This is a genomic window from Ornithinimicrobium flavum, assembly GCF_004526345.1.
GTDB lineage: Bacteria > Actinomycetota > Actinomycetes > Actinomycetales > Dermatophilaceae > Ornithinicoccus > Ornithinicoccus flavus.
Genome location: NZ_CP038213.1, coordinates 3,432,982 through 3,452,578, shown reverse-complemented (window position 1 = coordinate 3,452,578; position 19,597 = coordinate 3,432,982). Strand labels below are relative to the sequence as shown.

Below are 19,597 nucleotides of genomic sequence, written 5' to 3'. Positions count from 1 at the left end.
CGGCAGACTACCGACCGCCTACCGGATGAGGACGCCCGCGATGGCCGCGCTCATGAGGTTGGCCAGGGTGGCGGCGGCGATCGCCCGCAGGCCGAGGGTGGCGATCTCGCGCCGCCGGTCCTTCACCAGGCTGCCGAGCCCGCCCAGCAGGATGCCGAGCGAGCCCAGGTTGGCGAAGCCGGTGAGGGCGAAGGTGATGATCGCGGCCGTCTTGGGGCTGAACTCCTCGATGGTCGGCGCGAAGTTCGCGAAGGCCACGAACTCGTTGACGATGACCTTCTGCCCCACGAAGCTGCCGGCGCTGGTGGCCTCCGACCAGGGGACGCCGATGACCGTCATGATCGGGGCGAAGAGGTAGCCCAGCGCCTGCTCGAAGGTCAGCTCGGGGTTGCCGAACCACCCGCCCACGGTGCCCAGCAGCAGGTTGACCAGGGCGATGAGCGAGATGAAGGCCAGCAGCATCGCGCCGATGTTGAGGGCCAGCTTGAGCCCGTCGGCCGCGCCCGAGGCGGCGGCGTCGATGACGTTGCGGTACTCCATCGCGTCGTCGAGGTCGTCGTCGTCCTCGTCGCGCCGCGCCGCCCCGTCCCCCGCGTCCGGCTGCCCCTCGACGTCCCGGTCCACCAGGTCCTCCCGGGCCACGGGGGTCGCGCCGCGGGTCCCCACCACCTCGCCGTCCCGCACCCTGATGCGACCCCGGCGTCCCGGTGCGCCCCCGCCCTGCGCGCCACGACCAGGCGCGTCACCACCATCCTCCGGGGGCGCGTCCGGGTCCTCCGGCTCGAGCAGCTTGGCCATCATGAGGGCCCCGGGCGCGGCCATGAAGGAGGCGGCGATGAGGTACTCCAGCGGGGCCCCGAGGAGGGAGTAGCCCACGAGCACCGAGCCGGCGACCGTGGACAGGCCACCCACCATGACCGCGAAGAGGCCCGAGCGGGTCAGACCCTTGAGGTAGGGGCGGATCACCAGCGGCGCCTCGGTCTGCCCCACGAAGATGTTGGCCGCGGCGTTGACCGACTCCGCCTTGCGGGTGCCGAGCGCCCGCCCCAGGGCCGCGCCCAGCTTCTCGACCACGAACTGCAGGATCTTGAAGTGGTAGAGCACCGCGGTCAGCGAGGCGAAGAAGATGATGACCGGGAGCACCTGGAAGGCGAAGACCACCCCGGCGTCCTCACCCTCCGGCAGCACCGGCCCGAAGAGGAAGCCGATGCCAGCGTTCGCCGAGCTGATGACCGCCTGAACGGCCTCGGTGACCGCCTGCAGCACGGCACGCCCCGCCGACCAGTAGAGGACGAGGACCCCGAAGAGCACCTGCAGGCCCAGCGCCGCCAGCACGGTGCGCCACCGCACCGCCCGGCGGTTGGAGGACAGCAGCAGCCCGATCGCGACGAGGGCGGTCATGCCGCCGATTCCCCAGAGGACGTTCATGGCCGGACGCTACCGTCTGGACGGGCTCGCCTGCTGGAGGACGTCGCCCGCCGCCGGGATCACCGGGGCCGGTGACCGAGCCGCTGCGACAGCTCCTCCGCGCAGTCTCTGACCCGCCGCACGATGGGCTCCACGTCGGTCCGCCCGACCGGGTAGGTGACCGCGACGGCCGCCACCGGATGGCCCGAGTGGTCCAGCACCGCCGCGCCGACCGACGCCAGACCGGGGGTGACCAGGCCGTCCTCCACGGCATACCCCCGCTGCCGGGTGGCGCCGAGCACCTGCCGCAGACCGCTGAGCGAGACGGGCCCCAGGGAGTCGGTATGCCGTTGCACGAACGCGTCCGGGGAGGGGAAGAGGGCGCGGACCTGCGCGGCGGGCAGGGCGGCCAGCAGCGCCAGCCCGGTGGCGGTCAGCGTGGCCGGGAGCCGGACCCCCACGTCGGAGACGAGCGAGGGCCGGCCCACGACCCGCTCCTCGACGACGTAGAGGACGTCCCGGCCGTGCAGGACGGCGAGGTGCGCGCTGTGCCCGACCGCATCCGCCAGCCGCGTCAGCCGCGGCCGGGCGATCCGCTCCAGCGGGGCCTGGCGGGTGTAGGCCGAGCCCAGCTCGAAGGCGGCCACCCCCAGCCCGTAGCGGCGCTCCTCGGGCAGGTGGACGGCATACCCCTGCTCGACCAGGACCGTGAGCAGGTGGTAGGTCGAGGACCGGGGCAGCCCCAGCTCGCGGGCGATGGTCGCCGCCGGCACCGGGGTGGCGGACCGGGCGAGGAGGGTGAGGATCGCCAGCGCGTGCCCCGCGGCGGGGGCGTTGGGCGACGACATCCCGGACCCGCTGCGGCTCAGGGCATCCAGATCCGGTCGAGGTAGTCCCGCATCGACCGGTCGGAGGAGAAGAAGCCGCTGCGGGCGACGTTGAGGATCGCCATCCTGCTCCACAGGTCCTGGTCGGCGTAGGCCGCCTCGACCCGGCCCTGGGCCTCGAGGTAGGACGAGAAGTCGGCCAGCGCCATGAACGGGTCCTGGTAGAGCAGGTTGTCGACCACGACGGTGGCCGCCTCGCGGTCGCCGTTGGTGAAGTGGCCGCTGCCGATGAGGTCCATCGCGGCCCGCAGGACCTCGTCCCGCTCGTAGTAGCTGCGCGGGGAGTAGCCGCTCTGGCGCAGCTGCTCCGCCTCGGGCTCGCTGAGCCCGAAGAGGAAGAAGTTGTCGTCGCCGACGAGCTGGCGGATCTCGACGTTCGCGCCGTCGTCGGTGCCGATGGTCAGCGCGCCGTTGAGGGCGAACTTCATGTTGCCCGTGCCGGAGGCCTCCTTGCCGGCGAGCGAGATCTGCTCGGACAGGTCGGCCGCCGGGATGATCTTCTCGGCGAGGTTGACGTTGTAGTTGGCCGGGAAGAGGACCTGGAGCCGCCCCTGCATGACCGGGTCGGTGTTGACGACCCCGGCGACGTGGTTGATGAGGGCGATGATCTGCTTGGCCATGTGGTAGCCCGGTGCCGCCTTGGCCCCGAAGATCACCGTGCGCGGGGTGACCTGCTCCAGCGGGATGCGGCCGGAGCGCACGCCCTCGTAGGTCGAGACCACGTGGAGGAGCTTGAGGGTCTGCCGCTTGTACTCGTGCAGGCGCTTGACCATGACGTCGACCAGGTGGTCCTGCGGCAGCTCGAGGCCGTCGCGCCCCTGCAGCACCGCGGCGAGGCGGGCCTTGTTGGCGGTCTTGACCTCCCGGAAGCGGGCCCGGAAGTCGGCGTCGTCGGCATACGGCTCCAGGCCCCGGAGCAGGTCGAGGTCGGTGACCCACTCCTCGGTGCCGAGCGTCTCGGTGATGAGCCCGGAGAGCTTGCGGTTGGCCAGCCGGACGAACCGGCGCGGGGTGATGCCGTTGGTGACGTTGGTGAACTTCTCCGGCCACAGCTCGGCGAAGTCGGGCAGCACGTCGTCGCGCAGCAGCTGCGAGTGCAGCTCGGCGACCCCGTTGACCTTGCTGCCCGCGACGGTGGCGAGGTAGGCCATCCGGACCGAGCGCTGCGGGTGCTCGGCGATGATCGACATTCGGCGGATCCGCCACTCGTCACCCGGGAAGGCCGCGCGGACCTCCTCCAGGAAGACCTCGTTGATCCGGTAGATGATCTCCAGGTGGCGCGGCAGGAGCCGGCCCAGTAGCTCCACCGGCCAGATCTCCAGCGCCTCCGGCAGGAGCGTGTGGCAGGTGTAGGCGAAGCACTTCTGGGTGATCCCCCAGGCCTCGTCCCAGTCGAAGCCCTTCTCGTCCACCAGGATCCGCATCAGCTCGGGCACCGCGATGACGGGGTGGGTGTCGTTGAGCTGGAAGATGACCCGCTTGGGCAGGTTCTGCAGGTCGAAGTCACCGGGCAGGGTGTTGTTGATGAAGTCGTGCAGCGAGCAGGCGACGAAGAAGTACTGCTGCTGCAGCCGCAGCTCCTTGCCCTGGGGGGTGGAATCGTCGGGGTAGAGCACCTTGGAGATGTTCTCGGCGACCGTCTGCTCCTGCACGGCGCGGGCGTAGTCGCCGGTGTTGAAGCTGGTCAGGTCGAAGGCCTGGGTCGCCTCCGAGCTCCACAGCCGCAGGGTGTTGACGACGCCGTTGCGGAAGCCGGGGACCATGTAGTGGTAGGGCACGCCCCGCACCTGCCAGCCCGGCACCCACCGGACGTGCTCGCGACCCTGCTCGTCCTCATACCTCTCGGTCCGCCCGCCGAAGCCGATGGTGACCGCCCGCTCCGGGTGCGGGAACTCCCAGGGGGAGCCCAGCCGCAGCCACGGGTCCGGGCGCTCGACCTGGCGGCCGTCGTCGAACCCCTGCCGGAAGATGCCGTACTCGTAGCGGATGCCGTAGCCGATCGAGGGCACGTCCATCGTCGCCAGCGAGTCGACGAAGCAGGCCGCGAGACGACCCAGGCCGCCGTTGCCCAGCCCGGGCTCGATCTCCTGGGCGCGCAGGTCGGCGATGTCGATGCCGCACTGCTGCATGGCCTCGTCGGCCACCGCCATGAGGTTGGTGGCCAGCAGCGAGTTGCCCAGCTGGCGGCCGAGGAGGTACTCCGCGGAGAGGTAGGCCACCAGCTTGGTGGGGTTCTTGCGGCGCCGGTGCCCGGTCTCCAGCCAGGCGGCCATGAGGTAGGACCGCACGGTGCGGGCCAGCGCGAGGTACTGGTCGTTGATCGTGGACTGCGACAGCTTCACGCCCTGCCCGAAGTTGAGCTCCTTGAGGAACTCCTGGACGAAACCGTCCACCGTCGGCGGCGGCGACTGGACCGGGCCGACAGCCAGGTCGTGGCTGGCCGGAAAGCTGGGACCGCGGCGGTTGGCGTCGCAGGACGGGTTCTCGTCGGAGACGTAGGGCTTGAACGTGTCGAAGGTGTCGGTCACAGAAAGGCCTCGCTGGGACGGTCGACGCGGTGTCGATCGATGGGTCGTGGTGCAGCCCCGGCGCAGTCGGCAGGGGGCCGCGTCGGGCAGGCTCCGTTGCCCGACCTCCTACCTTACGCCCTGGCCGGGTCGGGAGCCGTCAGCCGATCCCGTGGCGTCGGGCGGCGCGGCGGGCCTCGGCGGGCACCAGTACCTCGAAGCGCTCCAGCACCACCATCGTGTCGTCGTCGACCGGCTCCTCCAGCCGCTCGCTGCGCTCGAAGAACTCCCGGTGCACCTGCCGCCAGTGCTCGAGCGAGCCGTCGCCCTCGCCCTCGCGCCGGGCGTGCTCCGCGGGCACGTCCCCCAGCCGCACGACGCTGACGTCGGTGGTGCGGACGAGGGCGCGGGGCCGTCCGGCGCCGTCGAGCAGGATGCTGAGCAGGCCCGGCTGCGGCAGGGCGAGGTCGAGGTCGGTGTCGACGAGCACGTCGCCCTCGGCGTCGCCCGGCCCCTCCGCCCGGCCGCGCTCCCGCGCCTCGAGCTCGTAGTCGCGCAGCGCGCTCGCGGTCGCCGTCTTGCGCCCGGTGAGGACCAGCTCGAGCAGCTCGTCGGCGGTGCGCGGGTCGTCGCCGAAGGACCACACCGGGGGCGGGACCGTGTCGCTGACGCCGGGCCCGGCATACACCTCGATGCGGTTGAGCTTGGCGCGGATGCGGGCGTCGGCCCAGAAGGCCTCGAGGCGACGGTCGCTGTCGGAGGTCACGGGGGGAGTATGTCGTGCCCCGCTGGGTGCGGGCCGGCCCGGGTGTCTGGCATGCGAGACGGATGCCGTCCTCCCGGGGGTGACGTCGGGGTGAGGACAGGGTGGGATCGTCCCCATGAGCCGCCTCCCCGCCACCGGTCTGCCTCCCGAGGTCGTCGTCGACGTCGGTCCGCTCAGCCCCGCCGAGGTCGTCGCCGTCGCCCGCCACGGGGCCCCGGTCCGGCTGTCGGACGCCGCGACGGAGGGGATCTCCGCGACGCGCCGCATCATCGAGGAGCTGGCGGGCGACAGTCGTCCCCACTACGGGATCTCCACCGGGTTCGGGGCGCTGGCCACGACGAGCATCCCCCCGGAGAAGCGGGCGCAGCTGCAGCGCAGCCTGGTGCGCAGCCACGCCGCCGGCTCGGGACCGGAGGTCGAGCGCGAGGTCGTGCGCGGCCTCATGCTCCTGCGGCTGTCGACGCTCGCGACCGGTCGCACCGGGGTGCGGCTGGAGACGGCCCGGGCGTATGCGGCCCTGCTCAACGCGGGCATCACCCCGGTCGTGCGGGAGCACGGGTCGCTCGGGTGCTCCGGGGACCTGGCGCCGCTGGCGCACTGCGCGCTGGCCGTCATGGGCGAGGGGACGGTGCGGGTCGGAGCAGCGGCGGGCGCGTCGGACTGGGCGACGTGCGCCGAGGAGCTGCTGCCCGCGGGGGAGGCGCTGGCCCGGGCCGGGATCGCCCCGGTGGAGCTGGCCGAGAAGGAGGGCCTGGCCCTCATCAACGGCACCGACGGCATGCTCGCCATGCTCGTGCTGGCCCTCCACGACCTCACGACCCTGCTGACCACCGCCGACGTCGCCGCCGCGATGAGCGTCGAGGGGCAGCTCGGGACCGACGACGTCTTCGCGGCCGACCTGCAGGAGCTGCGGCCGCACCCCGGGCAGGCCGCGTCGGCGCGCAACCTGCGGGCGGTCCTGGCCGGCAGCCCCATCCGCGAGTCGCACCGCACGGACGACTGCACCCGCGTCCAGGACGCCTACTCGCTGCGCTGCTCCCCGCAGGTGCACGGCTCGGCGCGGGACACCTGCGACCACGCCGCGCTGGTCGCGGGCCGCGAGCTGGCCGCCGCCGTCGACAACCCGGTCGTCACCCTCGACGGCCGGGTCGAGTCCAACGGCAACTTCCACGGCGCCCCCGTCGCCCACGTCCTGGACTTCCTCGCCGTCGTGGTCGCGGACGTCGCGAGCATATCGGAGCGGCGCACCGACCGTTTTCTCGACGTGGCGCGCAGCCACGGGCTCCCGCCCTTCCTCGCCGACGACCCCGGCACCGACAGCGGCCACATGATCGCGCAGTACACCCAGGCCGCGATCGTCTCCGAGCTCAAGCGGCTGGCCACACCGGCGAGCGTGGACTCCATACCCTCCTCGGCCATGCAGGAGGACCACGTGAGCATGGGGTGGGGCGCCGCCCGAAAGCTGCGCCGCGCGGTCGACGGTCTGGCGCGGGTGCTGGCCGTGGAGGTGCTGACGGCGGCCCGGGCGCTCGACCTGCGCGCACCGCTGACCCCAGCCCCGGCCACGGGCGCCGTCGTCGCGCTGCTGCGCGGGGCCGGCGTCGAGGGCCCCGGGCCCGACCGCTACCTCTCGCCCGAGATCGAGACCACGGTCGACCTCGTCCTCGACGGCCGCGTGCGCACCGCCGCGGAGAGTGCTGCCGGCCCGCTGCTGTAGGGGTGGCGGGCGCGGGGGCCGGGACACGCAGGGCGCCGGGTGCCCGAGCGGCGTTCCGGGTGCCCCTCCCGGCGAGTCCGGTAGATCGTGACGAGTTGTGGTCGTGATCACGACACAAAGCGGTCACTATCCGCACGTGTCCGCACGTGTCCGCACGTGCCCGCACGTGCCCGCACGATCCGCACGATCCGCACGATCCGCGCACCTTCCCCCCGCCGACCTTCTGCCCATCCCGATGGTCGCCCAGGCACCGAGCCTGTGGACAAGCGCGGTGCCAGCAAGCCTCGGCGCGGCAGCATCAAACCCATGGAGCTGGAACGTCTCGCCCGGCGTCAGCAGGGGGTCGTGAGCCGGCAACAGGCGCTGGCTGCCGGCCTGACGCCTGCGGAGGTGCGCTGGCGGCTGAGCGCGGGGAGGTGGCAGTCGATCCACCGGGGGGTGTACCTCACGAGCAGCGGGCGGGTCGACTGGCCCGCGCGGGCCTGGGCCGCCCTGCTCCGGTGCGGGCCCGGGAGCGTGCTGGTCCTCGGCGCGGCCTGCCCACCTGTGGCGGCTGGGGCCCGCCCCGGCCGTCATCACCGTCGGCGTGCCGAGGCAGCGCCACCCGCGACCGGCCGACGGCGTGCTGGTCGTCCGCCGCGGACTGTCCGACCGTGCGGTGGTCGACGGCCTGCCCGTGTCACGCCTGGCGACTACCGTGCTCGACATGGCTGACCGGCCAGGGTGCTCGGTGGCCGACGCCGTCGCCCTCATGGCGCGGGCCTGCCAGGAGCGGGCGCTGGACGCCGGGGTGCTCCGTCGGGAGCTCGAAGGTCGGGCCAGGCACCAGCACCGTCGCGCGTTGGGCCTCGCGTTGGACGAGGTGGGGGCGGGCGCGGAGAGCCTGCCCGAGGTCACCTTCGAGACGCGCGTGAGGGCCCCGCACCGCCTGCCGGCCTTCGAGCGGCAGGTGGAGGAGCAGGACGGGTCGCGTACCGACCTCAAGAACCGTCGCCACGGCGTCAACGTCGAGATCGACGGCCGCCTCTGGCACGCCGGTGAGCGCTTCCACCTCGACCGGCAGCGCGACCGTCGGGCCGCGGCGCGAGGCGAGGTGACCCTCCGGGTGACACCGCTGGAGATCGACACCTCCCCCTGTGCCGTGGCCCACGAGCTGTCGCTGGTGCTGCGGAGCCGGGGCTGGACCGGCAGCCTGCGGACCTGTCGAGTCGGGTGTCGAGCAGCTGCGTGATGGTGACGCCTTGTGGTCGTGATCGCGACCACAACGCGTCACGATGAGGGCGAGGGCGAGGGCGAGGGCGGGGCGAGGGCGAGGGCGGGGCGAGGGTGAGGGCGAGAGCGGGGCGGGGCGAGGGTGAGGGCGGCGGACCGCATACCGAGGCGTCTGGCATCCGAGACATCTCCCGCGCTGCAGGTCTTGGCGGGGGTGGTGGAAAGGCGGTCAGATGACGGGGGACTGTCACGAACCCACGTCCGGTCTGTCAGGAACGCACGTCCGGTCTGTCAGGAACGCACGTCCGGACTGTCACGAACCCACGTCCGGTCTGTCAGGAACGCACGTCCGGTCGACCTCGAAGGAGACGCCATGGAAGGCGCACGACCCGTCCGCGCACCGCGCGGCAGCACGCTGACCGCGCGCAGCTGGGCCACGGAGGCCCCCCTGCGGATGCTCATGAACAACCTCGACCCCGAGGTGGCCGAGCGTCCCGACGACCTGGTCGTCTACGGCGGCACCGGCCGGGCCGCGCGCGACTGGCGCAGCTTCGACGCCATGGTCCGCACCCTCACCGACCTGCGCGAGGACGAGACGATGCTCGTCCAGTCCGGGCGGCCCGTCGGCGTCTTCCAGACCCACGAGTGGGCGCCGCGGGTGCTCATCGCCAACTCCAACCTCGTGCCCGACTGGGCGAACTGGCCTGAGTTCCGACGGCTGGAACACCTCGGCCTGACGATGTACGGCCAGATGACCGCCGGGTCCTGGATCTACATCGGCACCCAGGGCATCCTGCAGGGCACCTACGAGACCTTCGCCGCCGTCGCGGCCAAGCGCTTCGGCGGCACCCTGGCGGGCACCCTCACCCTCACCGGGGGCTGCGGCGGCATGGGCGGGGCCCAGCCGCTGGCGGTCACCCTCAACGGCGGGACCTGCCTCATCGTGGACGTCGACGAGGCCCGGATGCGACGGCGGGTCAGGAGCCGCTACCTCGACGAGATCGCCGACGACCTCGACGCCGCCGTCGAGCGCGTGCTCGCGGCCAAGGCCTCGCAGGAGGCCGTCTCGGTCGGTGTGGTCGGCAACGCCGCCGAGGTCTTCCCCGAGCTGTTGCGCCGCGGGGTGGAGATCGACGTCGTCACCGACCAGACCTCCGCCCACGACCCGCTCTCCTACCTACCCGAGGGGATCGACCTGGCCGACTGGCAGGAGTATGCGGAGAAGAAGCCGGAGGAGTTCACCGACCGCGCGGAGGCCTCGATGGCCCGCCACGTCGAGGCGATGGTGGGCTTCCTCGACGCCGGGGCCGAGGTCTTCGACTACGGCAACAGCATCCGCGACGAGGCCCGCAAGGGCGGCTTCGACCGGGCCTTCGACTTCCCCGGCTTCGTCCCGGCCTACATCCGGCCCCTCTTCTGCGAGGGCAAGGGCCCCTTCCGCTGGGCGGCGCTCTCCGGCGACGAGAAGGACATCCACGCCACCGACCGGGCCGTGATGGACCTCTTCCCCGAGAATGACCATCTGCAGAAGTGGATCCGCGGGGCGCGCGAGCGGGTCGCCTTCGAGGGCCTCCCGGCGCGGATCTGCTGGCTCGGCTACGGCGAGCGCGACAAGGCCGGGCTCCGTTTCAACGAGATGGTGGCTTCCGGCGAGGTGTCCGCCCCGCTGGTCATCGGCCGCGACCACCTCGACGCCGGGTCGGTCGCGAGCCCCTACCGCGAGACCGAGGGCATGATCGACGGGTCGGACGCGATCGCCGACTGGCCCTTGCTCAACGCCCTGCTCAACACCGCCTCCGGCGCGTCCTGGGTCTCCCTGCACCACGGCGGCGGCGTGGGCATCGGCCGTTCGATGCACGCCGGTCAGGTGTCGGTCGCCGACGGCACCGACCTGGCCCGCCGCAAGCTGGAGCGCGTGCTCACCAACGACCCGGGCATGGGGGTCATCCGCCACGTCGACGCCGGGTATGCCGAGGCCGAGCAGGTCGCGCAGGAGCGCGGGGTGCGGGTGCCGATGCGCGAGGGCGACGACCCGGGCGGACCCGACGCCACGGGCGGACCCGACGCCCGGGCCTGACCCGACGGCCCGGGAGGACCGTCGCGCGCGCTCCTGCCCGCACCGCACCGCATACCCTCCGCGTATGCCCGCCGTCGCCCTGCTCGTCGTCGCGACGCTGCTCTGGGCCGGCAACTACCTGGTGGGGGAGCTGGTGGTCGCGGCGGTCGACCCGCTGTCCCTGACCTGGTGGCGGTGGGTGCTCGCGGCCGTGCCGCTCGTGGTGCTGGCGCAGGTGCTGGAGCGGCCGGACTGGCGCGCGGTGGCCCGGCACTGGCGGCCGCTGCTGCTCTACGGCGCCATCGGGGTGGTGGGCTACCCGCTGCTGCTCTACGCGGCGCTGGAGCACACGAGCGCCGCCAGCGCGTCGATCATCAACGCCGCCAACCCGGCGCTCATCGTGGTCGCCGCGGTCCTGCTCGGTCAGGCGGCTGCGCACTGGCGCACGTGGACCGGCCTGGGTCTGGGGCTGGTCGGTGTCCTGCTGGTGCTGACGGGCGGGAGCGTCGAGCGGCTGCTGACGCTGAGCTTCAACCTGGGCGACCTGCTCATGCTGGGAGCCGTCGTGGCCTGGACGGCCTACACGCTGCTCGGCCGCCGGCTGGGCGTGCCGCCGCTGGCCTCGACCGCGGTGCAGGTCCTGCTGACCACGCTCGTCCTCACCCCGGTGACCCTGGCCGCGGGTCTCACCGCCCCGCCGGACGCCGCCAGCTGGTGGTCGGTGCTCTACATCGCGCTCGGACCCTCCATCGGGTCCTACGTGTGCTGGAACCTCGCCGTGGCCAGGGTGAGCCCGACGGTCGCCGGCGTGTCGATGAACCTCGTGACCGTCTTCACGCTGGCCATCGCCGCCCTCCTGGGCCGCCCGCCGACCCTGGTCCAGCTGCTCGGGGGAGCGCTGGTCATCGGGGGTGTGCTGCTGGCGTCGGGGGTCCGTGCCCGGGCCGGAGGTAGGGGTGCCTGACCTGCGTGGCGCCCCGCCGCTGCGGCACGATGACGGGGTGACCCCCGCAGCCCGGCTCTACCAGTCGCTCGTGCGTGCCGACCGCTCCGACCAGGACGTCGACCAGCAGGCGAGGACGGGGCGCAACGGGCTGCTGCAGATCGCCGCCAACACCCTGCAGGCCACCGGGGACCAGGTCGTCAACGCCAAGACCGTGCTGCCGTGGGCGCTCACCGCGGTGGGCGCCCCCGCGGCGGTGCTCGGGCTGCTCGTGCCGGTGCGCGAGTCCGGCTCGATGCTCCCGCAGGCGGCGATGTCACCGGTGCTGCAGCGCTCGGCCCACCGGCGCTCCTTCTGGCTGGTCGGTGCTGCCGGTCAGGCGCTTGCCACGGCGGGTATGGCGCTCGCCGTCGCCACGCTCACCGGCTGGGCCGCGGGGGTCGCGGTCGTCGCCCTGCTGGCGGTCTTCTCGCTGTCCCGGTCGCTGAACTCGCTGGCCGGCAAGGACGTCCTGGGACGCACCGTGCCCAAGGGCGAGCGCGGTCAGATCAACGGGCTGTCCACGGTGCTGTCCGGAGCGGTGGCGATCACCCTCGGGCTCGCGCTGCGCCTCGTGGGCGGGGACGAGGTGGGGGTCGGGGTGCTCGCCGCCCTGCTGGGCGCCGCGGCCCTGGCCTGGGTGCTGGCGCTGCTCGTCTTCGCCGCGGTGCGCGAGCCCGCCGGCGAACCGGTCGCGGCCGCCGACCAGGAGGGGTGGGTCTCCGCGTCGTGGCGGCTGCTCCGGGAGGACGCGCCCTTCCGCCGGTTCGTCTGGGCCCGTGGGCTGCTGCTGGTCTCCGCCCTGTCGCCACCCTTCGTGGTCTCGCTGGCCGCGCAGGAGGGTGGGGGTGGTCTGGCGGGGCTGGGCCCGTTCGTCATCGCCCAGGGGGTGGCGGGTCTCGTGGGTGGTCGGTGGTTCGGCCGGCTCGCGGACCGGTCCTCGCAGGCCCTGATGACCCGTTCGGCGCTCGCGGCGAGCCTGCTGGTCGCGGTGTTCCTGGCGCTGCACCTGCTGCCGGCCACCCGGGGCGCCTGGTGGCTCTACCCCGTGACCTACCTGCTCCTGGCCCTGGCCCACACCGGGGTGCGGGTCGCGCGCAAGACCTACGTGGTCGACATGGCGGGGGAGGACAGGCGCACGACCTACGTGGCGGTCTCCAACACCGCCATCGGCGTGCTCCTGCTGGTGGTGGGAGCGGTCTCCAGCGCGCTGGCCCTCCTGGGGGCCGGGGTGGCGCTGGGCTTCCTCGCCGTGCTGGGGCTGGTCGGTGCCTGGGTGGCGGCGATCCTCCCGGACGTCAGCCGCCCCGCCGCGTGACGCCAGCGCAGCAGGGTACCGAGCCAGCGGGAACGGGCGGCCGCAGGCCCTGACGCGTGGGGGCGGGTGCGGGCGCGGAGCTCGAGCTCGCGTGCGCGCTCGCGTTCCTGGGCGATGCTGCGTCCGAGCAGCTGGTCCATGAGGGAATTCATGATGTCTCCTTCGGAGGTGGTCGGTCGGGGTGGATGACGGCATGACGGCATGACGGGATGGCTGGATGACGGGGTGACGGGTGACGGCCTGGCGGGAGGTCGGGCCCGGGTGGGGCGGGTCGGTCAGTGAGTGATGAGGATGTCGCCGGTGCCGCTGCGCACGCTGACCGACAGGTGCTCCTGACCCTGGGCCGGCGGCCCGACCGGTTCGATCCGTCGGGTCACGTCACCCAGGCCGGTGTTGAGGTCCAGCCAGACGGGGACCTCCCGCGGCACCCTCACGACGACGTCACCGGTGCCCGTCCGCAGGGTGGCCCGGCCGGTCCGCAGGTCGAGCTCGATGTCCCCCGAGCCGGTGGCGGCCGTGGTCTCCTCCGAGCGGGTGCGCACCTCGAGGTCCCCGCTGCCGCTGCGCAGCTGGAGGGCCCCGGGGCCGGTGCACTCCTCGATCCGGACGTCCCCGCTGCCCGTGGTGACCGAGCCGGTGGTCAGGACGCCGATGGTCGCGTCACCGGCGCCGCTGCTGGCGCGCAGCTCGGTGCACTCCTGCAGCCGGAGGTCCCCGTTGCCCGTGGTGAGGCGGGTGACCCCGGTGACGCCGGTGACGGTGATGTCGCCCGAGCGGGTGCGCACCTCGACGGCGGCGTCCCGCGGCACGTGGACCACGACGTCGACGCTGGCGGTCTCGCCCGTCGAGACCTTGAGCGGGCCGAGGCTGATCGAGAAGCCGGAGGAGCGCGCGGGGTCCGCGAGGGAGGGGATGTCGACGGTGACCTGCCCGTCGCGGCACCCCATTCTCACCTCCTCCAGGTCCACCTCCCGGTCGGCGCGCAGCTCGACGGTGGCGGTGCCGGGGTCGGCGTCGGCGTGGACCGTGACGTCGCCACGGGCGTTGTCGAGCACCAGGGAGATGGGGGCGTCGTCGGCGAAGGAACGGGTCAGGCTGGTGGCGGTGCGGTTCATGGTCGTGGTCCTTCGGGGTCAGGCCCAGCCGGTGACGCGGCGGGAGCTGCGGGAGGTGGTGGACCCGCCCCCGGCGGGGGCGGTGCTGGTCGCCCGGCGCAGGGCCTGCACGATCCAGGTGTTGAGCGAGGAGCCGCTCTCGGTGGCGAGGGCGTCGAGCTGGTGCTTGAGCGACTGGGGCAGCCGGACGGTGACCCGGGCGGTCTCGTCGTCGTCCGGGTCGAGCGGGGGCTCGGCGTCCGGAGGGGGCGGCGCCACGGGGACGGCCGGCGGGGCGATCTCGGTGCGGTGGACGGACAGGACGGGGTCGCGCCCCTCCATCCGGACGACGACGGCGGCGTCACCGAGCTCGCTGGTGATGAGGGCGGCCGCGTCGGAGAGGGCGTGGACCAGGGCCAGCCGCAGCGCGGGCTCCACCGCGGTGGTCACGCGGGCGGCGACCTGACGGGTCGCCTCGTCCGCGAGCGCGGTGGCCCGGTCGAGGTCGGCCCCGACGGAGGCGAGGTAGGGATCGAGGTTCATGACGCCATCCTGACGCCATTCTGACGTCACTGTCAACACCTATGACGTCAGAATGACGTCGGGTATGGCGTCAGGGCGTGCTCGGCTCCGTGACGTGCGCGATCCGGGCCCCCAGATGGGCGAGCACCGCCTCGGCGCGCAGCGTCACCGCGACCCCGTGGGCGCCGGCCCCGAGCGAGACGAGCCGGTCCGGATCGCCGGCCAGCGAGGCGTCGGCGACGACCGGCCAGGTGGTCGTCGAGCCGAACGGCGTGATCGTCCCCCGCTCGTACCCCGTCGCCTCCTGCGCGGTCGCCGCGTCCGGCATCGACAGCCGGTTGACGCCGAGCAGCTCGCGCAGCTTGGGCCAGGCGATCTCCCGGTCGCCCGGCACCAGGACGAAGAGGTGGTCGTCCTCGCCGCGGCGCACCACCAGCGTCTTGACGATGTCGCGCGGCTCCACCCCGCGGGCCCGGGCGGCCTCCTCGAGGCTGCCGACCCGGCCGTGCCGGGTGACCGTGTGCTCCAGCCCGCTGGCCACCACCGCGTCCAGGGCGCGCTCCTCGCTCATGGGAGGCACGCTACGCCGGGTGGGCGGCGCACGTCGGGCATTTCATAAGCATGAGTTTGATGATGCATCATGTGGCGATGCGCTCGCGTCCTCCCGCCGTCGTCGACGAGGTGACCGTCCGGCTCGTCGCCGGGGTGGTCCTCCTCGCCGTCCTGCTCATGATCGCGTCCCAGCAGTGGTGGGTCTTCCTGCTGCTGGCGGTCGACCTCACCCTGCGTGCCGCCCTGGGCCCGCAGGCCAGCCCGGTCGCCCGCGCGGTGAACCGCTGGGTCCGGCCGCGGGTGCCCGCGCTGCCGCACCCGACCGCCGGCACACCCAAGCGGTTCGCCGCCGCCATCGGCGCGGTCCTGACGAGCGCGGCGTCCGTGCTCTGGCTGGTGGACCTCGCGGTCGGGGCGGCGTGGCCCGGCACCGTGGTCGTCGTCATCGCGGTGGTGATGGCCGTCTTCCCGGCGCAGGAGGCCCTCCTCGGGGTGTGCGTGGGGTGCGTCCTGTTCGGCTGGCTCATGCGCGCCGGGCTCGTGCCCGAGGACGTCTGCCTCGAGTGCGCGGACATCACCTCCCGGCTGCGGGCCTCCAGCGCCGCCGGCTGACGCGACCGGAGGCATCTCGGATGCCGGACACACCCGTCCGGGGCGGCGGGGCGGGACCCCGGGCTGCCTCCTAGAGTCGGACCTGTGAGCGGAAGCACCACGGGCGCCCTGGCCGCCTTCGACGCCATGTGGGCCGACCTGCAGCCGGTCGGCCGCGTCCGGAGCGGCGGCTACCGACGCTTCGCCTGGACGGCCGAGGACGCCACGCTGCGCCAGTGGTTCGCGGCGGAGGCGCGCCGGCGGGGTCTCGACCTCGTCGAGGACCGGGTCGGCAACCAGTGGGCGTGGTGGTGGGACGGCCCCGGCAGCGTCGACGACGCCGCCCGCGCCGGGCGCAAGGGCGTCGTGATCGGGTCGCATCTGGACTCGGTGCCCGACGGCGGGGCCTTCGACGGACCGTTGGGGGTGGTGTCGTCCTTCGCCGCCCTGGACGCGCTGCGCGGCGACGGCTACGAGCCGACGGTGCCCCTCGCGGTGGCCAACTTCGCAGACGAGGAGGGCGCCCGGTTCGGCATCGCCTGCGCGGGCTCGCGCGTGCTCACCGGCCAGCTCGCCGTGGACCGGGCGCTCGCTCTCACCGACGCCGACGGGGTGAGCATGGCGCAGGCCCTGCGATCGGCGGGCCGCGACCCGGGGGCCTTCGGGCCCGACCCGGAGACGCTGGCCCGGGTGGGCTGCTTCGTCGAGCTGCACGTGGAGCAGGGGAGGGCGCTGGTCGACCTCGGCACCCCGGTGGCCGTCGCCTCCGACATCTGGCCGCACGGCCGCTGGCGCTTCGACTTCCCCGGCGAGGCCAACCACGCCGGGACCACCCGGCTGGAGGACCGCCGCGACGCGATGCTCGGGTATGCCGATCTCGTGCTGGGCGCCCGCCACCTCGCCACGCAGCGGGGCTGCGTGGCGACGGTGGGGAAGGTGCACGTCACCCCCGGCGGGGTGAACGCCATACCCAGCCACGTCACCGGCTGGCTCGACGCCCGGGGCGCCGACGAGGACCAGGTGCTCGCCCTCGTCGAGGACCTGGACGCCCGGGCCGGCGAGCTGGGAGGGTCCGTGACCCGGGAGAGCTGGACGCCGACCACCCGCTTCGACGCCGACCTGGCCGCCCGCCTGCGCGGCGTGCTGGAGCGGGCCGGCGACGCCGGGCACCCGGTGAGCGTGCCCGTGCTCGGGACCGGGGCCGGCCATGACGCCGGCATCCTCGCGACCGCGGGCCTGCCCACCGCGATGCTCTTCGTCCGCAACCCGACCGGGGTGTCCCACAGCCCCGCGGAGCACGCCGAGGCCGCGGACTGCCACGCGGGGGTGGCGGCCCTCGCCGCCTGCGTCGCCGACCTGGCGGGCGGGGAGGCCCGGTGACCGGGCAGACCTGGCACGCCGCCGCCGCCCACCTCCCGACCGGCCTCGCGCGCGACGTCCGGCTCACCGTCGACGGCGGGAGGTTCACCGCGGTCGAGACCGACGCGCCGGCCCGGCCCGGCGACCACCGGCTCCCCGGCGTCGTGCTCCCCGGCCTCGCCGACGCGCACAGCCACGCCTTCCACCGCGCCCTGCGCGGACGCACCCACGACGGGGGCGGCACCTTCTGGACCTGGCGGGAGCGGATGTATGCCGTCGCCGACCGGCTGGACCCGCGCCGCTACCTCGAGCTGGCCCGGGCGACCTACGCCGAGATGGCGCTCGCCGGGGTGACGGCCGTGGGGGAGTTCCACTACCTGCACCACGGGCCGGGCGGGGCGCGCTACATGGACCCCAATCGGATGGGGCACGCCCTGGTCCGGGCCGCGGCCGAGGCCGGGATCCGGCTCACCCTGCTCGACTCCTGCTACCTCGCCGGGGGGCTCACCCGGGACGGGTACGCCCCGCTGGAGGGGACCCAGCTGCGCTTCGGCGACGGGGACGCGTCGGCCTGGGCGCTGCGGGTGGACGACCTGCGCGACGCCACCGACGGCGGCCCCGCCCACCTGCGGGTCGGCGCGGCCATCCACTCGGTGCGGGCCGTGCCGCGCGACCAGCTGGGCGTCGTGGCCCGTTGGGCGCAGGAGCACGGTCGCCCGCTGCACGTCCATCTGTCGGAGCAGCCCGCCGAGAACGACGCCTGCCTGCAGGCCCACGGGCTCACGCCCACGGCGCTCCTGGCCGCGGAGGGGGTGCTCGGCCCGGACCTGACCGCGGTCCACGCCACCCACCTGACCGGCGGTGACATCGCCGCGCTGGGCGCCGCCGGGTCGTGGGCGTGCTTCTGCCCCACGACCGAGCGGGACCTCGCCGACGGCATCGGCCCGGCGACCGCCCTGCGCGAGGCCGGGGTCCGGCTCTCGCTCGGGTCCGACCAGCACGCGGTCGTCGACCTGCTCGAGGAGGCCCGGGCGCTGGAGATGCACGAGCGACTGGCGAGCCTGGAGCGGGGCCGGTTCGACCCGGCCGCGCTCCTGGCCGCCGCCACGGCGCACGCGTCGATCGGCTGGCCGGACGCCGGCCGGCTCGAGGTCGGCGCGCGGGCCGACCTCGTCGCCGTGCTGGACGACACCGTGCGCACCGCCGGGTCGGACCCGGCCCAGATCCTCCTGTGTGCGACCGCCGCGGACGTGCACACCGTCGTGGTCGACGGGTCGGTCGTCGTCTCCGACGGCCGGCACCGGCTCGGCGACGTGGGACAGCTGCTGGCGGAGGCGATCGCCCCGCTGTGGGAGGACCCGGGCACCGGAAGGAAGGACCGCACGTGAGCATGCTCATCACCGGCATCGGGGAGCTCGTCACCGGCGACCCGGCCGTCGACGGCGCCGTCGAGGAGCCGCTGCACGAGGGGCTGGGGGTGCTGCGCGACGCCGCGCTCGTCCTCGGCGGCGGCGGGGAGGACAGCGCCCCCGTCGTCGAGTGGGTCGGTCCGGCCGACCGCGCCCCGGCCGCCGACTGGTCGATCGACCTCGAGGGCCGGGCCGTGGTGCCGGGCTTCGTCGACAGCCACAGCCACCTCGTCTTCGACGGGGACCGGTCCGCGGAGTTCGCCGCCCGGATGACGGGGCAGGCCTACGACGGCGGCGGCATCGCGGTCACCGTCGCGGCGACCCGGGAGGCCTCCGACCTCCGGCTGCGCGAGCTCGTGCAGCGGCGCGTGGGGGAGATGCGGGCCCAGGGGACGACGACCGTGGAGATCAAGTCCGGCTACGGGCTGTCGGTGGAGGAGGAGGCGCGCGCCCTGCGCCTCGCCCGCGAGGTGACCTCCGAGACCACCTTCCTCGGGGCCCACGTCGTCCCGCCGGACCGTCGCGACGAGGGTGGGCGGGCCGCATACCTCGACCTGGTGTGCGGGGAGATGCTCGCCGCCTGCGCGCCCCACGCGCGGTGGGTGGACGTCTTCTGCGAGCCGGCCAGCCCCCACGCCTTCGACGGCGAGGAGTCCCGCCGTGTCCTGGAGGCCGGGCGGGACGCCGGGCTCGGGCTGCGCGTCCACGGCAACCAGCTCGGGCACGGGCCGGGCGTCCAGCTGGCCGTGGAGCTGGGGGCGGCGAGCGTGGACCACTGCACCTTCCTCACCGACGCCGACGTCGAGGCGCTCGCCGGCAGCGGGACGGTGGCGACGCTGCTGCCGGGCGTGGAGTTCTCCACCCGGCAGCCCTATCCCGACGCCCGCCAGCTGCTCGACGCCGGGGTGTCGGTGGCGATCGCGACCGACTGCAACCCGGGGACCTGCTACTCCTCCTCGATGCCGCTCATGATCGCGCTGGCCGTGCGCGAGATGGGGATGACGCCGGCCGAGGCGTTGCGGGCGGCCACGGCGGGGGGTGCCCGGGCGCTGCGGCGCACCGACGTCGGTCGGGTGGCCGTCGGGCTGCGGGCCGACCTGGCCGTCGTCGACGCCCCCAGCTGGCTGCACATCCCCTACCGGGTGGGGGTCCCGCTGGTCCGCGCGCTGGAGGTCTGAGAGGGCCCTCGGGTATGCCGCCGTCGGGCCCTGGCGGGGG

At 74.0% G+C, this 19,597-nt stretch carries 16 protein-coding genes and 1 pseudogene; 10 read left to right on the top strand and 7 right to left on the bottom strand.

What is annotated here, in order from left to right:
- Positions 1–18: 18 nt before the first annotated feature.
- The 4 genes from E3Z34_RS16335 to E3Z34_RS16320 form a co-directional block, all read right to left on the bottom strand.
- Positions 19–1,428, bottom strand: coding sequence for a NupC/NupG family nucleoside CNT transporter (locus E3Z34_RS16335; protein ID WP_134774460.1), 1,410 nt, complete (start codon positions 1,426–1,428; stop codon positions 19–21).
- A gap of 59 nt (positions 1,429–1,487) precedes the next feature.
- Positions 1,488–2,255 (bottom strand): IclR family transcriptional regulator, encoded by a 768-nt coding sequence (locus E3Z34_RS16330; RefSeq protein ID WP_134774459.1) that lies wholly within the window; start codon positions 2,253–2,255, stop codon positions 1,488–1,490.
- 17 nt (positions 2,256–2,272) lie between these two features.
- Positions 2,273–4,723 carry a glycogen/starch/alpha-glucan phosphorylase gene (locus tag E3Z34_RS16325; RefSeq protein ID WP_238695523.1) on the bottom strand — a complete coding sequence of 817 codons (2,451 nt, stop codon included), beginning with the start codon at positions 4,721–4,723 and terminating at the stop codon, positions 2,273–2,275.
- Positions 4,724–4,961: 238 nt separating this feature from the next.
- The gene (locus E3Z34_RS16320; protein ID WP_238695239.1) at positions 4,962–5,567 is read right to left on the bottom strand and encodes an ASCH domain-containing protein; all 606 of its coding nucleotides are present in this window, start codon (positions 5,565–5,567) and stop codon (positions 4,962–4,964) included.
- 115 nt (positions 5,568–5,682) lie between these two features.
- Between E3Z34_RS16320 and hutH the strand changes: the two genes are divergently transcribed.
- From hutH to E3Z34_RS16285, 6 genes and pseudogenes are all read left to right on the top strand, one after another.
- Positions 5,683–7,284 carry a histidine ammonia-lyase gene (gene hutH / locus E3Z34_RS16315; protein ID WP_134774456.1) on the top strand — a complete coding sequence of 534 codons (1,602 nt, stop codon included), beginning with the start codon at positions 5,683–5,685 and terminating at the stop codon, positions 7,282–7,284.
- Positions 7,285–7,590: 306 nt separating this feature from the next.
- Positions 7,591–7,671: pseudogene (locus E3Z34_RS20390) on the top strand (type IV toxin-antitoxin system AbiEi family antitoxin domain-containing protein); the annotation flags it as partial.
- 199 nt (positions 7,672–7,870) lie between these two features.
- Positions 7,871–8,515 carry a hypothetical protein gene (locus E3Z34_RS16305; protein ID WP_238695238.1) on the top strand — a complete coding sequence of 215 codons (645 nt, stop codon included), beginning with the start codon at positions 7,871–7,873 and terminating at the stop codon, positions 8,513–8,515.
- A gap of 354 nt (positions 8,516–8,869) precedes the next feature.
- On the top strand, positions 8,870–10,573 hold the full coding sequence (gene hutU, locus E3Z34_RS16295; protein WP_134774453.1) for a urocanate hydratase: 1,704 nt from the start codon (positions 8,870–8,872) through the stop codon (positions 10,571–10,573).
- 64 nt (positions 10,574–10,637) lie between these two features.
- Positions 10,638–11,516: a DMT family transporter gene (locus E3Z34_RS16290; RefSeq protein ID WP_134774452.1), complete on the top strand. Its 879-nt coding sequence runs from the start codon at positions 10,638–10,640 to the stop codon at positions 11,514–11,516.
- A gap of 37 nt (positions 11,517–11,553) precedes the next feature.
- Positions 11,554–12,852, top strand: a complete 1,299-nt coding sequence (locus E3Z34_RS16285) for an MFS transporter (RefSeq protein ID WP_134774451.1) — start codon at positions 11,554–11,556, stop codon at positions 12,850–12,852.
- A 275-nt stretch (positions 12,853–13,127) separates the two neighbouring features.
- Here the strand turns inward: E3Z34_RS16285 and E3Z34_RS16280 are convergent, their stop codons facing one another.
- From E3Z34_RS16280 to E3Z34_RS16270, 3 genes are all read right to left on the bottom strand, one after another.
- Positions 13,128–13,967 (bottom strand): DUF4097 family beta strand repeat-containing protein, encoded by an 840-nt coding sequence (locus tag E3Z34_RS16280; protein WP_134774450.1) that lies wholly within the window; start codon positions 13,965–13,967, stop codon positions 13,128–13,130.
- Between the two features lie 18 nt (positions 13,968–13,985).
- Positions 13,986–14,489 (bottom strand): YlcI/YnfO family protein, encoded by a 504-nt coding sequence (locus tag E3Z34_RS16275; protein ID WP_134774449.1) that lies wholly within the window; start codon positions 14,487–14,489, stop codon positions 13,986–13,988.
- Positions 14,490–14,559: 70 nt separating this feature from the next.
- Positions 14,560–15,039, bottom strand: a complete 480-nt coding sequence (locus E3Z34_RS16270) for an aminoacyl-tRNA deacylase (RefSeq protein ID WP_134774448.1) — start codon at positions 15,037–15,039, stop codon at positions 14,560–14,562.
- Between the two features lie 77 nt (positions 15,040–15,116).
- Here E3Z34_RS16270 and E3Z34_RS16265 point away from each other — a divergent pair, with 77 nt between their 5' ends.
- The 4 genes from E3Z34_RS16265 (at position 15,117) to hutI (ending at position 19,557) form a co-directional block, all read left to right on the top strand.
- Positions 15,117–15,632: a DUF4395 domain-containing protein gene (locus E3Z34_RS16265; protein ID WP_134774447.1), complete on the top strand. Its 516-nt coding sequence runs from the start codon at positions 15,117–15,119 to the stop codon at positions 15,630–15,632.
- A gap of 126 nt (positions 15,633–15,758) precedes the next feature.
- A complete protein-coding gene (locus tag E3Z34_RS16260) occupies positions 15,759–16,991 on the top strand; it encodes an allantoate amidohydrolase (RefSeq protein ID WP_134774951.1) in 1,233 nt (410 codons plus the stop codon).
- Complete coding sequence (locus E3Z34_RS16255) at positions 16,988–18,358, top strand: formimidoylglutamate deiminase (protein ID WP_194092421.1); 1,371 nt, start codon at positions 16,988–16,990, stop codon at positions 18,356–18,358. Before E3Z34_RS16260 ends, E3Z34_RS16255 begins: the two co-directional genes overlap by 4 nt.
- Positions 18,355–19,557, top strand: coding sequence for an imidazolonepropionase (gene hutI, locus E3Z34_RS16250; protein ID WP_238695237.1), 1,203 nt, complete (start codon positions 18,355–18,357; stop codon positions 19,555–19,557). The genes E3Z34_RS16255 and hutI overlap by 4 nt, the downstream gene beginning before the upstream one ends.
- Positions 19,558–19,597: the final 40 nt, after the last annotated feature.

Excerpts from the sequence above, each read along its gene's own strand:
- E3Z34_RS16270 (WP_134774448.1), bottom strand. The coding sequence starts at position 15,039 with ATGAGCGAGGAGCGCGCCCTGGACGCGGTGGTGGCCAGCGGGCTGGAG.
- E3Z34_RS16335 (WP_134774460.1), bottom strand. The coding sequence starts at position 1,428 with ATGAACGTCCTCTGGGGAATCGGCGGCATGACCGCCCTCGTCGCGATC.
- hutH (WP_134774456.1), top strand. The coding sequence starts at position 5,683 with ATGAGCCGCCTCCCCGCCACCGGTCTGCCTCCCGAGGTCGTCGTCGAC.
- E3Z34_RS16275 (WP_134774449.1), bottom strand. The coding sequence starts at position 14,489 with ATGAACCTCGATCCCTACCTCGCCTCCGTCGGGGCCGACCTCGACCGG.
- E3Z34_RS16330 (WP_134774459.1), bottom strand. The coding sequence starts at position 2,255 with ATGTCGTCGCCCAACGCCCCCGCCGCGGGGCACGCGCTGGCGATCCTC.
- E3Z34_RS16265 (WP_134774447.1), top strand. The coding sequence starts at position 15,117 with ATGCGCTCGCGTCCTCCCGCCGTCGTCGACGAGGTGACCGTCCGGCTC.
- E3Z34_RS16260 (WP_134774951.1), top strand. The coding sequence starts at position 15,759 with ATGTGGGCCGACCTGCAGCCGGTCGGCCGCGTCCGGAGCGGCGGCTAC.
- hutU (WP_134774453.1), top strand. The coding sequence starts at position 8,870 with ATGGAAGGCGCACGACCCGTCCGCGCACCGCGCGGCAGCACGCTGACC.
- E3Z34_RS16280 (WP_134774450.1), bottom strand. The coding sequence starts at position 13,967 with ATGAACCGCACCGCCACCAGCCTGACCCGTTCCTTCGCCGACGACGCC.
- E3Z34_RS16290 (WP_134774452.1), top strand. The coding sequence starts at position 10,638 with ATGCCCGCCGTCGCCCTGCTCGTCGTCGCGACGCTGCTCTGGGCCGGC.